General features: G+C 47.4%; 14 protein-coding genes. 10 read left to right on the forward strand and 4 right to left on the reverse strand.

The window, feature by feature from the left end; genetic code table 11:
- The 8 genes from ACKTR5_RS07260 to ACKTR5_RS07295 all read left to right on the forward strand — a co-directional run.
- The coding region (locus ACKTR5_RS07260) for a hypothetical protein (protein WP_407880384.1) at positions 1–193 on the forward strand (193 nt) is incomplete at its 5' end.
- Positions 194–2,122 (forward strand): site-specific DNA-methyltransferase, encoded by a 1,929-nt coding sequence (locus tag ACKTR5_RS07265; protein ID WP_407880386.1) that lies wholly within the window; start codon positions 194–196, stop codon positions 2,120–2,122.
- 1 nt (position 2,123) lies between these two features.
- Positions 2,124–5,036 carry a type III restriction-modification system endonuclease gene (locus ACKTR5_RS07270; protein WP_407880388.1) on the forward strand — a complete coding sequence of 971 codons (2,913 nt, stop codon included), beginning with the start codon at positions 2,124–2,126 and terminating at the stop codon, positions 5,034–5,036.
- 258 nt (positions 5,037–5,294) lie between these two features.
- Positions 5,295–5,990, forward strand: coding sequence for a (d)CMP kinase (gene cmk, locus ACKTR5_RS07275; protein ID WP_407880389.1), 696 nt, complete (start codon positions 5,295–5,297; stop codon positions 5,988–5,990).
- Positions 5,991–6,064: 74 nt separating this feature from the next.
- Positions 6,065–7,261, forward strand: coding sequence for a 30S ribosomal protein S1 (rpsA, locus tag ACKTR5_RS07280; RefSeq protein ID WP_407880391.1), 1,197 nt, complete (start codon positions 6,065–6,067; stop codon positions 7,259–7,261).
- Positions 7,262–7,423: 162 nt separating this feature from the next.
- Entirely contained in the window at positions 7,424–8,734 is a 1,311-nt protein-coding gene (der, locus tag ACKTR5_RS07285; RefSeq protein ID WP_407880393.1) for a ribosome biogenesis GTPase Der, read from the forward strand.
- A gap of 235 nt (positions 8,735–8,969) precedes the next feature.
- A complete protein-coding gene (locus ACKTR5_RS07290; RefSeq protein ID WP_407880394.1) occupies positions 8,970–9,245 on the forward strand; it encodes an HU family DNA-binding protein in 276 nt (91 codons plus the stop codon).
- Positions 9,246–9,354: 109 nt separating this feature from the next.
- Positions 9,355–10,662 carry a tetratricopeptide repeat protein gene (locus ACKTR5_RS07295; protein ID WP_407880396.1) on the forward strand — a complete coding sequence of 436 codons (1,308 nt, stop codon included), beginning with the start codon at positions 9,355–9,357 and terminating at the stop codon, positions 10,660–10,662.
- 103 nt (positions 10,663–10,765) lie between these two features.
- On the opposite strand, the gene ACKTR5_RS07300 is transcribed toward ACKTR5_RS07295, so the two are convergent.
- The 4 genes from ACKTR5_RS07300 to ACKTR5_RS07315 all read right to left on the reverse strand — a co-directional run bounded on the left by ACKTR5_RS07300 (position 10,766) and on the right by ACKTR5_RS07315 (position 14,472).
- Entirely contained in the window at positions 10,766–11,929 is a 1,164-nt protein-coding gene (locus tag ACKTR5_RS07300) for a low temperature requirement protein A (RefSeq protein ID WP_407880398.1), read from the reverse strand.
- A 16-nt stretch (positions 11,930–11,945) separates the two neighbouring features.
- Positions 11,946–12,860 carry an amidohydrolase family protein gene (locus ACKTR5_RS07305; RefSeq protein WP_407880400.1) on the reverse strand — a complete coding sequence of 305 codons (915 nt, stop codon included), beginning with the start codon at positions 12,858–12,860 and terminating at the stop codon, positions 11,946–11,948.
- Between the two features lie 325 nt (positions 12,861–13,185).
- Positions 13,186–13,569, reverse strand: coding sequence for a hypothetical protein (locus ACKTR5_RS07310; protein WP_407880402.1), 384 nt, complete (start codon positions 13,567–13,569; stop codon positions 13,186–13,188).
- A gap of 27 nt (positions 13,570–13,596) precedes the next feature.
- Positions 13,597–14,472: a YitT family protein gene (locus tag ACKTR5_RS07315; RefSeq protein ID WP_407880404.1), complete on the reverse strand. Its 876-nt coding sequence runs from the start codon at positions 14,470–14,472 to the stop codon at positions 13,597–13,599.
- 138 nt (positions 14,473–14,610) lie between these two features.
- Here ACKTR5_RS07315 and ACKTR5_RS07320 point away from each other — a divergent pair, with 138 nt between their 5' ends.
- Entirely contained in the window at positions 14,611–15,840 is a 1,230-nt protein-coding gene (locus ACKTR5_RS07320) for a CCA tRNA nucleotidyltransferase (protein WP_407880406.1), read from the forward strand.
- A gap of 27 nt (positions 15,841–15,867) precedes the next feature.
- Complete coding sequence (locus tag ACKTR5_RS07325) at positions 15,868–17,754, forward strand: ABC-F family ATP-binding cassette domain-containing protein (protein WP_407880407.1); 1,887 nt, start codon at positions 15,868–15,870, stop codon at positions 17,752–17,754.
- The last annotated feature ends 24 nt before the right edge of the window (positions 17,755–17,778 follow it).

Below are 17,778 nucleotides of genomic sequence, written 5' to 3' on the forward strand. Positions count from 1 at the left end.
ATCTCTCAACTCAACTCAACTCAACTCAACTCAACTCAACTCAACTCAACTCAACTCAACTCAACTCAACTCAACTCAACTCAAGTTGCGTTGGACATATATTTCTTATAATTACAAGATGCTTTTTCTTAAAATTCCGAAAACTTTCATCGGAATTTTGCACGATGTCGCTGCCAGAAGGGCGGTGGCATAAATGTTAAGGGACAATGCGGACTTTAATAAGCACGTCAATTCAAACTCAGCCTTTATGGCAGAACTTCAAGAAAAATTGCCGGCGTATTTTGTGCCTGAAACGGTGGATGATGACGGCAATGTGACTGCTCCAGGCGGCTTCGACCTTGAAAAATTTAAGCAGAGCCTCAAGGAAAGTAACGTTAATGAACTTTCGTCAGGCTATCAACTCGATTTTATCGGAAAAAATTATGCTAAAAAACAGGCCGGTGAACGACCTGAAACGGTGATTGTTGCGGACACCAAGCATAATGCTAAGACGGAGAATAAAGATTCCAAGAACCTCTTTTTCACGGGTGACAATTTAGAAGTTTTACGCCATTTGCAAAATGCGTACGCCAACGCGGTGGACTTTATTTACATTGATCCACCGTACAATACAGGGACTGATGGCTTCGTTTATCCTGATTACTTTGAGTATGATGATGCCAAACTTCAGGAGATGTTCGGCTTAAACGATGATGAGCTCAGCCGTCTTAAAAGCATTCAGGGAAAGGCAACTCATTCTGCGTGGCTGGCATTTATGTATCCACGGCTTTATTTAGCAAAGAAACTTTTGAAGGATAGCGGCCTGATTTTTATCTCCATTGATGATAATGAACAAGCAAACCTGAAGCTGTTAATGGACGAAATTTTTGGCGAGGGGAGCTTTAAAAATGTGTTAGCTGTCCGCCGTGGCGCAAAGTCTGTCCAGGCCCAGTTTGAAACCTGGGATAAACTTGGTCAGGATTACGAGTATGTTTTGCTATATGCCAAGGATGGTAACAGTCGTTTCCCCGCCCAGTTTAAAAAACTGACGGATAAACGCGAGGGGACGTGGAATAATCACTGGCGTGGGACGGACCGGCCGACCATGAGGTACGCCTTGTTTGGCATCACCCCGGAACGCGGGCAATGGCGGTGGAGTAAAGAACGAAGTGACAAGGGTGCTGAGAATTATCAGCAGCTTCTGCAAGATTTGGGGGCAACGACCAGTGACATTACCAATGAACAAATCGATACCTGGATAAAAAAACAGGATCAGCCGGTTGATTTACTCCGGTTATCAAGCACAGGCAAGCCGGAGCATTACATCCCGGCGACCGATGAAACGCTCCTAAATTCAAACTGGACGGATCTGTTGATCGGTAATTCCAGTGAACTGCGCAAGTTGTTTGGCTTTGTGCCATTCGATACACCAAAATTAGTTGCACCAATTGAACGGATGCTCAAATTTGTGCCTAAGGATGCACTTGTTTTGGACTTCTTTGCGGGTTCAGCCACGACGGCGGATGCGGTCATGCAACTCAACAAGGCCGATGGTGGGCAGCGGCACTACATTTTGGCGCAGCTACCGGAACCATTACAGGATGACAGTGTTGCGGCAAAAGCTGGCTACAAGACCATTGATGAGATCTCGTGCGCTCGGATTGAAAAGGCCGCTGACGCAATTGGCGATGCCACTGGCTTTAAGCATTACCATGTGGTACAACCCAACGTTGATTCACTGGATGAAATCGAATTTCACGATGACATTGAATTGAATTTATTTGACGACATGATCACCCCGTTTTCAAGTGCTCGCTTGGGGGTGCCCGGGGGCAGTGCGGGCAATGAGACCATTTTGAACACGTGGCTCTTGGCGGATGGGTACACTTTTGATACGCCAATCAAAACACGTCAATTTGGGCATGCTAGTGTGGCTTACGTGAATGATTCCAGAATTTACATCATCAATAAGGATTGGAATACGGACGCGACGAAAGCGCTTGTTAATGAAATTGGCACAAACCAATTAACCGTTCAAAGTGTTGTTGTTTACGGTTACGAACTGGCGATGGAACACCGCCGGGAGCTTGAATTAGCGCTGAAACAACTGGACGTTAGCGTTAATTTACAAGTGAGGTACTAGCATGAAAATAACGCTAGATGAATTACCTCATCAAGAAAAAGCATTGGCAGCCATCATGGCCAGCTTTCCGGGGCTGGATGAACAGCCAAACGGTTCCCGTGATGCTGACGTTTACGCCAACCCAACCGTGACGCATGCCGGCGAAGATGTGGCAAACATTGATGTGAAAATGGAAACCGGTACCGGGAAAACGTACGTTGGCGTTCGGACGATGTATGAATTGCACCGCCGCTTTGGCCTGTTTAAATTTGTTGTCGTGGTGCCGAGTCCTGCCATCAAAGCGGGTTGGAAAAACTTCATCACCGCTGACTATGCAAAACGGCATTTTGGTCAATTTTATGAGAATGTCAACGTTAATTTAAACGTCATCAATGCCGGCGATTTCAAGGCTAAATCAGGCCGTAGCAACATGCCGGCACAATTGATCGATTTTGTTGAAGGCTCGCGGTTGAATCAAAATACGATCGAAGTTTTGTTGATCAACGCGGGAATGCTGGCATCAAAGTCGCTGACGAAAGCCTATGATCAAACGCTTCTTTCGGGATGGACCACCCCAATCGACGCAATTGTTGCCACGCGCCCCGTGGTTCTTATGGACGAACCCCACCGTTTTCCGCGGGGGAAGGCGTTCTATCAGGCCGTTGAATTGCTGAAACCACAGTCAATCATTCGGCTGGGCGCAACGTTTCCAGAGGTTAAGGTTGGCCGGGGGAAAAACGCCCAGTTGCTTAAGGACTATTACCGAAACGAACCGCAGTTTAACCTGAATGCTGTGGATGCCTTTAACCACGGGCTGGTCAAGGCCATTGACATCTACTATCCGAACGTTTCGAAAGCAGCGGCCGCGGATAAGTGGGTCGTTGATTCTGTGAAGGCAAAAACGCTGGTTTTGAAGCAGGGGCCAACGCTACGAACGGTGGGCGTTGGCGATGATCTTGGCTTTGACGGGAACATCACCTATGAGGGCGGCAAAGTTTTATCGAACGGCCTAGAACTTGAAAAAGGGATGACGTTTTTACCAGCAACAATGACGGCGTCTTACCAAGAGATGATCATTCGTGAAGCAATCGACCATCACTTTGCTGCTGAAATCACGAATTTCATGCGTGAAAATGACAACCAAGCAAAGGTTAAAACGCTCTCACTGTTTTTCATTGATTCCATTCGGTCCTATCGTGGTGATTCTGGTGAACACGCCTGGTTGAAAGACCTCTTTGAAAAATTGCTTAACCAGAAACTGACTGACCTCATTCAAACGTATCGAGCGAAAACCCAGCCGCGTGAGCGTGAGTACCTGTCATTTTTACAGGCAACGCTGGCCAATCTAACGACAGATGTTCATGCCGGCTACTTTGGTGAAGACCGTGGTAGCGGTGACGAAGGGATTCAAAAAGAAGTCGATGACATTTTGGTCAACAAAGAAAAACTGTTGTCCTTCAAGGATGACAACGGCCATTGGAATACCCGCCGCTTTCTGTTTTCTAAATGGACGCTGCGTGAAGGTTGGGACAATCCGAATGTTTTTGTGATCGCTAAACTGCGAACGTCGGGGTCCGAAACGTCAAAGCTGCAAGAAGTGGGTCGGGGGCTCCGGCTACCCGTTGATGAAAATGGCCACCGCCTTTTGCAGTCTGAGTTGCCGAGTCGGTTACGCTTTTTAATCGGTTATGACGAACGGGATTTTGCCCAAAAACTGGTAAATGAAGTCAATAGCGACACAGCACTTACCGGATTCAGTGACAAATTAACGGCTGAAATGATTGACCTCATTGTTGAAAAACAGTTGGCGCCAGACGAAGCGACGTTGCTTGAAACGCTGCGGGCTTCAGAAATCATCAAACAGAATCGTGACTTTGAGCCTGGCGGGTTCGCTAAGTTACTTGAGCTGTATCCGGTGTTGCGTGAAGTGAGCCTCGTTAAGCATGATAAAATCACGACGAACGGGCCACAATCAAAACAACGGGTCGCATTAAATCAAGACAACTGGAACCGAATGCGCGCTTTGTGGCAGACGTTTTCACAACGGTTTATGCTGAAGTTTAGGCCAATTTCAGATGATGCCCTGCAAGCAATGGTTAACGAAACAATGCAGGGTCACGACGCATTTGTTCTGCAATCCCCTGAGTTTACCCGGGGTGAACTTTATGCGAGTGATGAAGATGAATTGTTACAGGCAAAGGAACAAACGGTGGCGGAGAACATAAGGCAACCGCTACCGGGAATGCCTTATGGGTTATTTTTGCGTAAGCTATCGGACAGCACTAAGCTACCGGTTGCAATCCTTCACCGGGCGTTAGTGCCAGTTTTAAAGAATGTGTATAACTCAGATACACGTTATTTAAATGAATTAACGCTAAGTAATTTGGCCCGACAGTTCAAAGTTTGCTTTGCCGAGAAGTATGCGCAAGCGTTTGAATATCAGGCGTTGGCTTTTCAAGCCAGCACCTCGGTGTATGACGCGAAGGCGGACACGTTTAAAACCGATGTTTCTGCCGAGGCCATTGGTGTTAACGAAGACAACCAAGCTTTGGGGGATCAAACGCGGCAGTTATACGAAATGCCGCCCATGCGGTATGATTCAGTTCATCCTGAAAGGGAGCTGCTTACCTACGGGTATGACGCCAAGGTGACAGCTTTTGGGAAACTTCCAAGACGTGCCATTCAGGTTCCGAAGTATACTGGTGGAACAACAACGCCAGACTTTGTGTACGTGATTGAAGATGAGAACAAACAAGCAGTCTATTTATTGGTGGAGACGAAGGCCGAAAATAAACGGGTGGGTGATGAGCAGATTGTGAACACCCACCGCCAATTCTTCGAGCAATTGCGGCACCATCACATTGTGTATGAAGAGGCGGTAACTGCAAATGAGGTTTACGCCAAAATCAAGGGTCTGGAACAAAGTGATCAGTAAGAGATGCGTCATCGCTTGCCCATTTAGCGAAGTTGGCTGTCCGGTTGGGCGGTCAACTTTTTTATTTGCTTCAGCAGCCGCCAAAAAGAACGCGTGAGTGCACCGAATGATGAAAATCGTCAGCTAAAAGGGCCCGATAAGATCGTCGAAACGGTTTAATTCGTTAGAATTGCGTTAAAGCGGCGCTTAGGCCTCGTTTTTTAAACCGTGATTCGGTATAATAACTTAGGTTCAAAAAGAAGTTTGGGAGTGAAAGTAATGGGGAATTCCACCACAAAGGGCATTCAAATTGCCATTGATGGTCCTGCATCAGCAGGCAAAAGCACAGTAGCAAAGTTAGTTGCTGCTAAGTATGGGTATGTGTACCTCGACACAGGTGCCATGTACCGGGCCATTACCTGGGCCGCAATGGACCAACAGGTGGACTTAACGGATGAAGCGGCAGTGATGGCAATTGTTGTTGCAACACCAATTCGGTTTGCACCCGGCAAACCAGATCAACTCGTTTTTGCGGGGGATGTGGACGTTACCCGTGCCATTCGCGAAGACGACGTCACGAACAATGTCTCAACGATTGCCGCACTGCCCAAGGTTCGGGCAGCATTGACTGCCCAAATGCAGACCATTGCTTCAGCAGGTGGCATTGTCATGGACGGTCGTGACATTGGCACCACCGTTTTACCAGATGCCCAAGTGAAGATTTTCCTGGTTGCCAGCGTGGCCGAACGTGCCCAACGGCGGTTTAAGGAAAATCAAGCGATGGGCATGGACGTTTCACTTGCAACGTTAGAGCAAGAAATCGCGGCGCGTGACTATAAAGATTCACACCGTGAGACGTCACCACTGACGCAAGCGAAAGACGCGCAGTTGGTTGATACTACATCGTTATCCATCGATCAGGTGGTGGCGACCATTGCCGAGATGGTTAATAAATATTTAAATCGTCAAGGTTAGTCGTATTTGCTGGTAATTCAGTGCACTTTCGATTATGATGTTAAATAGATATTGTCACTAGGAGGATTTTTTTCATGAGCGAGAACGAAGACAACAAAGAATTATTAGATGCGTTAAACAACGCGGGCCAAGTTAACATTGGCGACGTCGTTAAGGGTGAAGTTTTGGCCATTGATGACGACCGACAAGCAATTGTTGGAATCGGCGACACAGGTGTTGAAGGTGTCGTACCAGTTAAAGAATTAACTGCAGATGCAGATTCATTGAGTGTTGGTGACGAACTGGACTTAGTTGTCATTTCACGCATCGGTAACGACAAAGAAGGCGGGAGCTACTTACTGTCACAACGTCGTTTGGAAGCCCGTAAAGCATGGGATAACATCGAAAAAGAATACAAGAGTGGCGACACCTTAGAAGCAACGGTTACACAAGTTGTTAAGGGTGGATTAGTTGTTGACGCTGGTGTTCGTGGATTTGTTCCTGCATCAATGGTTTCTGACCATTATGTTGAAGACTTAAACCAATTCAAGGGTCAAGAATTAGCATTTAAGATCGTTGAAATCGAACCAAGTGAAAACCGTTTGATCTTGTCACACCGTGCCATTGTTGAATCAGAAAACAAGGCTAAGCGGGCAGAATTATTCGAAAACTTGGCTGCCGGTGATGTTATTGAAGGAACAGTTGCCCGCATGACGGACTTCGGTGCTTTCGTTGACCTTGGTGGTGTGGACGGCTTAGTTCACGTTTCCGAAATCTCATACGACCACGTCAACAAGCCAAGCGATGTCTTGAAGGTTGGCGAAACCATCAACGTGAAGGTTCTGAACGTCGATGCAGATCGTCAACGGATTTCATTATCATTGAAGCAAACACAACCTGGTCCTTGGGATGACATCGAAGACAAGGCCCCAGTTGGTGCTGTCTTGGATGGAACGGTTCGCCGTTTAACAGACTTTGGTGCCTTTGTTGAAGTGTTCCCTGGTGTTGAAGGTTTGGTTCACATTTCTCAAATCTCACACGAACACATTGCAACGCCTAACGATGTTTTGAAGGTTGGCCAAGCAGTTCAAGTTAAGGTTCTGAACGTTGACCCTGCCCAACAACGGCTTGGTTTGTCAATTAAGGCTCTTGAAGAAAAGCCACAAGCTGACAACAACGATGCTGAAGAAGACCAACGGAACGCTTCCCGTTCTGATGTTCAAAATTACTCCAGCGATGATGACAGCGGCTTTACGATCGGTGACTTGACTGGCGACGATCTGAACAAGTAAGCTTAAAACCTGATTGAAGGTTCCTCCATCATGTGGGGGAACCTTTTTTCGTCGGAACCACTGGCGGATTTTAGTTGCGCTTCGCTTATGGATTGCGTAAACTGAAACGAGCTTATTGATTCCATTAACAAATAAAAATGACTTAATCAAAAGGAGGACACCATGCCAAATCCAACAGTTGCCATTGTCGGCAGACCAAACGTCGGAAAATCAACCATCTTTAACCGGTTAGTCGGCGATCGGATTTCCATCGTGGAAGATACACCTGGTGTAACACGTGACCGGATCTATTCTTCTGCAGAATGGCTTGGCCGCCATTTTAACTTGATCGATACGGGGGGGATTGACCTCTCAGATCAACCATTTAGCGTTCAAATTACTGAACAAGCTGAAATTGCGATTGATGAAGCAGATGTCATCATCTTTTTAGCCAGTGCACCTGAAGGGGTCACGGACGAAGATGAACAGGTTGCTAAAATTTTATACCGCGCGGATAAACCCGTTTTATTGGCGGTAAACAAGGCTGATAACCCGGAACAGCGTCAGGAAATTTATGACTTTTACAGTCTCGGATTCGGCGATCCGCACCCGATTTCTGGGGCTCACGGAACGGGTCTGGGTGACTTACTGGACGCCGTTGTTAAGGAATTTCCAGCAGATGCTGAAAATGAAGAGGACGATACCATTCGTTTCAGCCTTATTGGGCGGCCTAACGTTGGGAAATCATCCATTGTTAACGCCTTACTTGGTGAAGACCGGGTGATCGTTTCAGATGTTTCCGGGACGACGCGGGATGCCATTAACACGCAGTTTACTGATCCAGACGGTGACGTCTTTACCATGGTCGACACGGCCGGACTCCGGAAACGGGGAAAGGTGTATGAAAACACCGAACGGTACTCAGTGATGCGGGCCATGAGCGCCATCGACAAGAGTGACGTTGTCCTGGTCGTGTTAAACGCTGAGGAAGGAATTCGCGAACAGGATAAGCACGTTGCTGGTTACGCTCATGAAGCGGGACGAGCAATCATTATCGTGGTTAACAAGTGGGACACCTTGGAAAAGGATGACTACACGATGGCCAACTTTGAGGCGCAGATTCGGGAAGAATTCCAGTACCTTGATTACGCACCGATCGTGTTCGTTTCTGCGAAGACACGGCAACGGTTGAACAAGTTGCCAGATCTGATCAAACAGGTCAACGAAAACCACCGCAAGCGGATCCAATCATCGACACTGAACGATGTCATCACGGATGCAATTGCGACAACACCGACGCCAACCCAAAACGGTCGGCGGTTACGTGTTTACTATGTGACGCAAGTGGCCATCCAGCCACCGACCTTTGTGCTGTTTGTTAACGACCCTGAATTGCTTCATTTCTCATATTCACGGTTCTTAGAAAACCAAATTCGGAAGGCCTTCGACTTTACAGGGACACCGATCCACCTTATTGCGCGGCAACGAAAGTAGTCGTTTTTGCTCAATTTAATGCCGTTTTATAAAAAAAACGATGAAAATGCTCTGAAACATTGATTTAACAGGGAAAAATGCCTGTTTTAGCTTGTTCAAAGCGAACCCGTGTGGTAAATTAAATGTTGAAATGATGCGGTTTCCGTTATTGTTTCGCCATTTCTGGACCACTCAGAGATGGCCACTAGATGTTTTAATAAAACGTCTAAGCCCAAATCCGGAGGTGAAATCTCACATGGCAAACAAAGCACAATTAGTTAACGACGTTGCAGTTGCAACTGGTTTAACCAAGAAGGACGCAACCGCTGCAGTTGATGCAGTTTTTGCTTCAGTTCAAAAGAGCTTAGCTGATGGCGACAAAGTTCAATTGATCGGTTTCGGTAACTTCGAAGTACGCTCACGCGCTGCTCGTAAGGGCCGTAACCCACAAACTGGGCAAGAAATCGAAATCCCAGCAAGCAAGGTACCTGCATTCAAGCCAGGTAAAGCTTTGAAGGATGCCGTTAAGTAATTCATTACTTAATTGGTAAAGACCCGAATTCGTTCGGGTCTTTTTCTTTACCTTAAATTCGGAATAAAGCAATCTGCTAGCGCTTAGTGGCTGATTGGCGTAGAATAATATGTCGACAATGAACGGGAAGGTGACGGTAATGAACGAAACCAGTTATGCGGAGCAGATGTTAGACGCTTTACAAAGTGGGCAGGTGGACGAAGCCAATAAGTTGTATGCGTGGGCATTGCGCAAGGATGATGACGAGACACTGTACAATTTGGCGGAACAATTATACGGACTGGGATTTAATAAGAAGGCCCAACGAATCTATGAACGGTTGCTGGAAAGCTATCCTGATGAAGATGAGTTGCGCACCAGTTTAGCCGATATTGCCATTGATGAAAATGATCTGGATGCTGCGACGGCCTATTTAGAGGCCATTCAACCAACATCACCAGCTTATTTGCAAAGTCTCCTGGTTCAAGCGGATTTATATCAATCTGAAGAACTGTTTGAAGTCAGCGAACAAAAGCTGCTGACCGCGGCAAAGATTGCGCCAGATGAACCGGTTGTGCTCTTTGCACTGGGGGAATTTTACTTCATGATGCGTGCTTATCAGCAGGCGATTGAGTATTACCTGACGCTCATCAAACGGGGAATTCCTAAGATGGAAGAAGTGGACCTCGTTTCACGGATCGGAGTTGCCTACGCAAATGCGGGTAAGTTTGAACAAGCAGTGGCGTACCTGGAACAGATTCATACGGCGGACATGACACCAGACGTTCGCTTCCAAATGGGGTTTGTGTACACGCAGTTGAAGGATAATCAAAAGGCCATTGCGGCGTTTGAAGCACTCCTGGAGGAGGACCCTTCCTATGCGTCCGTTTATCCGTATCTTGCTCACGCACTAACCGATGAAAACCGGCTTGAAGAGGCCTACAAGGTTGCTCAACAAGGGTTAAGCGTTGACGAATACAATCAGGACCTCTTTGGTCAAGCGGCGAGTCTGGCGTTACGGTTGAATGATCCAGCCGACGCTGAAGATTACTTCAAACGGGGACTCGCCTTAGATCCTGATAACCAGACGTTAATGCTGCAACTGAGTAATCTCTACGTCCAGGCACATAAGGACGTGGAAAATGTTGATTTGGCCACGCAGTATGTTCAAAACAACCAGGTGGACCCACAGGTGTACTGGAACCTTGCCGTGTCTTACACGCGCTTAGAGGAGTGGGAGTTAGCCACGCAGTATTATGATGCGGCGCAGCCATACTTTGAAACCAACGTGGACTTTTTGAAGCCTGCCTTCTACTTTTACCGTGAACAGGGCCAAGTGGAGACCGCTGTGGCATTGTTACGTCGGTACCTTCAATTAGCACCTGATGATCAGGAAATGGCGGCGGCCCTTGAAGATTACGAGGATCAAGGCTACTAAAAATTAAGTTAATGAAAAAGTAAACGCGCTCAGATGTCGGATAGGTTTCCGATAATCTGAGCGCGTCTTTTTAAACGAACTTTGAATAAAACGTTTGGTGAGTTTAGGGCACCTTTAGCGTGTGACGTGATAAAACATTGTATTCACGGTAAACACACGCACCAATTAAGGCAAGGTCAATTAAAATGAGCATGAGGATCTTCGGCAAGAAGAAACTGATAACACAAATGAGAAAGACCAAACCGCCGCTGATGATTATTTCGGTGGTTGAGGTTCTATTCCGCTGGTGCCGAAGAACCATGAGGGTCAGCGTCCCTAAAGTTAGGACAAGGCTAATTAGATAACCTGATTTGATGATTGTCGCTTGTGAGTGTGCCAACTCCATCAGGAAAAAGCAGCCCAGTGTCAAAAACAGAATGAAATTAATGTGCATTCCGCGAAAAATCGCTAGGCCTTGATAATTACTGGCATGAACCTCAACGTTGCTCATGAGCGAGTAGTACAGCCACCAGACGGTAATTGTGCTGACGATGAGGAGTAAAAAAAGGCCAATCTTGGGAAAGGATAATCCCTCATCGAATAGCTCAATGAGGTTGGCCAGGGATTCACCAAGAATAATCATTGTGAACTGTCCGTAACGCTCAAGCAGCGAAGACGATAGTTGAAACGGAATTTTCCGTTCTGTAAATTCGCGGTTAAAGTTGGCACTTTCAAACGTTAAGGCGAACATATCGATGAAGATGGCAATGGCCATGGCGACCTGTTGAAGCCCCGCCGTCGGTGCTAGTGGAACTAGCAGAAAGAAGACCAAGCCGACAGCGTAGGCGATGAAATAGGGCCCGGTGGTCAGCATGTGGGCCGGATCATACCGAGCAGTCGTCCACCACATGTACATGAACAGCAGCTGAATTAAACAATAGACAACGGCGGTTGGCGTAAAGTGACCAGCAAAGGCGGTGGTGACACTGCCAGCCAGCAGCGCGACAAGGACGATCTGCGCCATGGTCAGGGCGATGACCCGAATACTGCCGTTCCCGTGGAGGTCAAAGTAGATGACCAGATTATTCCAGCTATTGAAAATTAAGTAAAAGAGAATTAAAAAAGTGGCCAGCCCCGGCCAGTTGAGGTGCTCCCCAAAGCCAACGGTAATGCTGTGAATAATGACGACGTACACTAAGTCAGAAAACAGTTCGAGCCAGGAAATTTTCCGGTCTTGAATCTGTTGCGTAATTTTCCGTGGTGCGCCAAAGAGGTGTTGTTTAGCCATAAAGTCTGCTGGCCTCTTAGTGGTTTGAAAGCGCCTGGGCGTTTTTAAACAGAATTTGCTTTTGCAACGTTACGTCGGCGGTCATGGTTGTAATGGCCTCAATGATTTCTTGACTGGCCCCAACCGGTGGTAGGCCTAGAGGTGCGTCAGTTCCAAAGAACACGTGGTCTGCGCCAAAGAATTCAACCGTGAGTTTGAGTGCCGTTGGATTCCCAAGAATGGCCGTATCAACGTAAAACTGATGGAAGGCTGCCGCCTGGTCTGCGGGAAGAATGGCATTGATACGGCCTGAAAAAAAGGGCACCATGGCGCCAGCATGATGGACGATGATTTTTAAGGCGGGGTACCGTTCAAAAATCCCCGCACTGACTAGTTGCTGCATGGCTAAGGAAAGCTCGTATTCCCAGCTGAAGACGATGTTGTTATCCGGTTTCCGGTCATCAAACACCGGGTGGAGCCAAATGGGTAAGCTCAATTTGTTCGCCAGTTTGAAGATGTAATCGTAGGCGGGGTCAGCAATGGATTCACCGAGAGCCCGGGTGAAGAGTTGGATGCCTAGTAAATATGGCTGGGTCGCAATTGTCCGCATAATGCTTGTGACACCATCAGGATTATTGAGGGGCAGCATGGCAACTGCACCAATAAACTGATCGGGATGAGTGGTAACGAGTGTTTCCAATTCCGCGTTACCAAAAGTACACAGGTCAAACGCTGTCTGTGGATCAGTAAAGTCTTCCGGGTTAAGGTTCATCATGCTAATGATCTGTTGCGTTTGGACTTGCATGTGGTCGTGGCGAAACTGCATGTCCGTTAAGGCCGGTGCATTAACGTAGGGGGCCTTTTCGGGAATGCTGGGGTCAATGGCTAACATTTTCTGGTAAAAATTGGGAGCGAGGACGTGTGCAAACACGTCAATCGGTAGTTGCGTCATAATGAGCAAAATCCTTTCAGTCTTGTTAACTAGATAATATCAGCTTATAAGCATACTAATGTAAGGAATAACTGTTTATAATGACACGGGAATGACAACTAAAATTTAGAAACGGTGGCTTCTTCCGGCAAGATTAGTCATTTGGCGATTCTGGAACAGGCTGGGCAGACAATGTTTCGAATCGGAATGCGTTATTGGTCAACGCCGTGCAACACATCCACGCAGCGGCCGTGGCACTGACTGATGGTGAAAAATGATATAACCAACTAAAAAGAGCCTGCTTTGTTTTCGTGATTGAAAACAAGGTAGGCTCTCTTTGATTTCGCTAATTTGCTTGGTAGTCGGCTTCTAAGTCAGCGAGTGTTAGTGAAAATGTGACGCGTACTTGATCATGATCGAGGACTTGCTGAAGGTCGGCTTGAGTAAGGCGGCTGACCGTTTGCCCCGTTTCTTGAAGAAAAGTTCCGGACTGCTTAGCTTGCAATGGCGCAATGAACCGCTTAAACGACCGCATGAATTGTTTTTCAAACGGACGCCAGGTGATCAATGCCATTGTTTGATCAAAGGCGGGCGCTAAAAAGTCTGCTGGTGTGTACCCTTTACTGATCAAGAGGAGGGTGAGGCGCGTATAAAAGTGCAATTGACCGTCTTCGACAAGCTCGCCAAGTTCATCTAGCCAATCTGTTTCAGGTTGCTTGGGTGTTGTCATAATGCCTCCAAAAATTAATGAATGTGATTAAAAAAGTGACCGTCGTTTAACGACTTTGTAGGTGAAGCCCTCACCAATGTTTTCTTGAATTGGAATGATGGACATAAACGCATGGTCGTCGATCCGTTCAACAATGCGGCGAAGCGTTTGAACTTCGCGCGGGCTTACGACACAGTACAACATTTTTTGTGGTTGATTCGTGAACCCACCCTCAGCATGTAAGTAGGTTACCCCCCGTTGGAGCTCAGCAATGATGGCGTCGGCAATATCAGCATTCTTTTGACTACTGATCATAATGGCGCGGGCTGCGTAAGCACCAGACTGAGTGAAGTTAACAATCTGGGTGAAGACAAAGGAGCACAGCAGGGTGTACATCATGTGAACAACGTCAATGTAGACCAATGAAGCTGCAAGAACCAAGACGTCCTGGACGAGCAAACTTCGGCCCATCGGCACGCCACGTTCCTTTTCAAAAATGCGGGCGATAATGTCCGTTCCACCAAGGGTCCCACCAGAACGATACACTAATCCGCACCCAAAACCACCAGTCACACCGGCCAGTGCTCCGGCGATGAACAGATCATGATGAATGTCAATGCTGATGGGGACGTGTTGCCAGATCCACAACCAAACCGATAACATGGTGATTCCAAACACGGTGTAAATGAATGAACGACGGCCTAATAAGCGCCAACCAATCAGAAGTAAGGGGATGTTGATCGCAAACGTGGTGTAGGCGGGGTTCCAATGAAGTAATGCCCGCAAAATAAGGGAAATTCCGGCCACACCACCGTCAGCTAATCGGTTGATGACGTTGACATAAATCAACCCAAAGGCGTATAAAGCTGCCCCACACGTGATAAAGATAAAATCACGAACGCGCATAGCTTCGTCTTGTCGCATAATATTCCTCAGTCTTTCGTGTTAATTTAGTCTGTTTATCATTAAAGATAGCAGACCAACAGGGAATTAGCCATAGTGTCAGTTAGCGATATTTCTGCTATGATGGGTAATAATAAATCGATTACGGGAGGAAGCCGCATGCGTTTGGCACAATTACCAGAGGAATTCGTTGGCGCCCAGCCAATTTTAACTACGTTAGAGGAAGCCGGTTATGAAGCCTACTTTGTGGGTGGCTCCGTGCGGGACACCATTTTAGGCAAGCCCATTCACGATGTGGACATTGCCACGAGTGCCTACCCGGAAGAAGTTAAATCGCTGTTTAACCGAACCGTGGATACCGGAATTGATCACGGGACGGTCATGATTTTAGACCATGGCACCGGCTATGAAACGACCACGTTTCGAACAGAATCTGGTTACCAAGATTACCGCCGTCCGGATGAAGTGACGTTTGTTCGTCACTTAGAGGATGATTTAAAGCGCCGCGATTTCACCATTAATGCCCTGGCATTGAAACAGGACGGGACCGTTGTGGACCTGTTTGACGGGTTGGCTGATTTAAAGGCGGGGATTATCCGCGCTGTTGGCGATCCTGAAGAACGTTTTGGTGAGGATGCCCTTCGCATGATGCGCGCCGTGCGGTTTGCCAGTCAACTGGATTTCACAATTGAATCGGCCACCCAAAAAGCCATTGCCGATCACGCTCATTTACTTAGCCAGATTGCTGTGGAACGCATCCACGAAGAGTTCGTGAAGATGATGACGGGGCGCTCCGCTCATAAGGGCCTAAGCTTGATGATCCAAACCAAGCTGGCTGATTACTGTCCGGGATTAATCGGCCACACCATTGATCTATCAACGATTGCGACCTTACCGCAGTTAGCGATGACTGACGAAGTGGAGGTTTGGACGATGGTGGCTCTTCATTTGGGACTATCTTATCCTGACCTGATTGACTTTTTGCAGGCCTGGAAGACCGCTAATCACATCATTCACAGTGTTAATTTGGCGTTACATTTAGTGTACGCCCAACAGTATAACGGGGTTACTCGCCAGCTTTTGTTTGCAATGACGGCGCCGACAATTGTCTCCGGGACACATGTGGCCCAGCAAAGTGGGTATGGCCCAGCAGATGAGCAGCAATGGACGACGGCGTATGAAGCGCTACCGATTCACGACAAGCACGACTTGGCTGTGACCGGTGCCGACCTCATTAAAACCCTCAACATTGCACCAGGTCCGGAAATTGGGACAACCCTTGATGCCGCCCTTGATGCTGTTTTAATGGAAAAGGTGACTAACGACCATGAAGCGTTGATGGACTACATTCAAACAACCATCTTGGCCGATGATAATGATCAGAAATAAATGACTCTTTGAGAGAAACGAGACAATATGCAAACGTTACGCGCAGAAAATTTAACCCGAACGTATGGTGAGAAAACCCTGTTTAACAACACCTCCTTTTTAGTGGGGGAAACGGACCGGATCGGGTTGATTGGAACCAATGGAAGTGGAAAAACATCCCTTCTCAATACACTTGCAGGCATTGACCCGCAAGACTCCGGGGTCATTGACACCCCTAATGACTATCGCATCAGCTACCTCAAACAACTTCCGGAACTAGATGAAACGCTATCCGTTCTGGAAGCCGTTTTCGCCGGCGCCCAACCGGTGTTTAAAACCATCCGGGAGTACGAACAAGCATTAGCAAATTACGGGGCTCACCCAGAAGACGAAAATGCATTGAACCGTTACACCCACGCCGAAGCTAAAATGAACCAGGAAGATGCCTGGTTGGCCGAAAGTAACGTCAAGACGATTTTGACACAACTGCACATCACAGATTTAGAGCAGTCCGTTAAAACGTTGTCTGGTGGCCAGCGAAAGCGGGTGGGGTTAGCCCAAGTGTTGATCCAAGCACCAGATTTACTCCTGCTGGATGAACCCACGAACCACCTCGACTTTGATTCCATCACGTGGTTAGAAAAGTACCTCGCCAGTTACCGTGGTGCGGTGATCGTCGTAACCCATGATCGATACTTTTTAGATGCCGTGGCGACCCGAATTTTTGAACTCTCATTTGGGGAACTTCGTGAATATCAAGGAAATTACCAAAGCTTTGTTGAGCAAAAGGCAGTGCTTGTCGAACATGAAGTGGAAGCAGACCGGAAGCAAACGCAGCTGTATAAAAAGGAACTGGCCTGGATGCGAACGTCGCCACACGCCCGGGGCACTAAGCAGCAGGCGCGGGTCAACCACTTTAACGACTTAAAGGAAAACCTCAACACGCTCCAGGTTGGTCACGACGTCGACATCGCGTTAGGGCAGCAGCGCTTAGGGAAAAAGGTCATCATTGCAGAGCATGCGAACTTAACGCTTGGCGGCCACAAGATTTTAGACGACTTCAATCTCCTGATTCAGGCCAATGACCGGATCGGAATAACGGGGGACAATGGCGCCGGGAAATCAAGTTTACTAAACGCGTTGGCCCAACGGATTCCCGTAGATAGTGGCACGATCACAGTGGGCGAAACCGTTAAATTGGCGTACTATACGCAACAAACGGAACCCATTCCTGGTGATAAACGGGTCATCAGCTACCTGAATGAAGTGGCGGAAACGGTGACGGATAAAAACGGAAATGAAATTAGTACAACGAACCTGTTGGAACAATTTCTCTTTCCACGGTTTATGCACGGCACCCTAATTCGGAAACTATCCGGTGGTGAAAAGCGGCGACTTTACCTATTGAAATTGTTGATGGGTCAGCCCAACGTTTTGTTCCTGGATGAACCAACAAATGATTTAGACATCGGAACGTTAACGGTGTTGGAAGACTATTTGAGTCAGTTTGCCGGCACCGTGATCACCGTTTCTCATGATCGGTACTTCTTGGATAAAGTTGCGGACCAACTGTTGATTTTTGACGGTAATGGCAAAATCGAGCGGTTTAATGGGCGGTTCAGTCATTATTTGGACCGGATTCAAACAGCCGCGAAAGCACCCAAAAAAACACCATCAGCACCGACAACTACGGCGCAACCCGCTGATGAACCCCAAGCAAAACATAAATTAACTTATGCAGAGCAAAAAGAGTGGGACGGAATCGAAGCAAAAATTGATGCCCTTGAAGCACATAAAGAAGAAATTGCTGCCGCAATGAACGAAAGCGGGACGGATTACGGCAAGTTAGCCGACTTACAGCGTGAACTGGAAACCACGGATCAAGCTTTGACCGAGGCAATGGAACGCTGGGACTATCTTGGGCAATACGTTTAAACACTGAGACGTGAAAGGAAGCTT

This window comes from Furfurilactobacillus entadae, assembly GCF_045862745.1.
Lineage (GTDB): Bacteria > Bacillota > Bacilli > Lactobacillales > Lactobacillaceae > Furfurilactobacillus > Furfurilactobacillus entadae.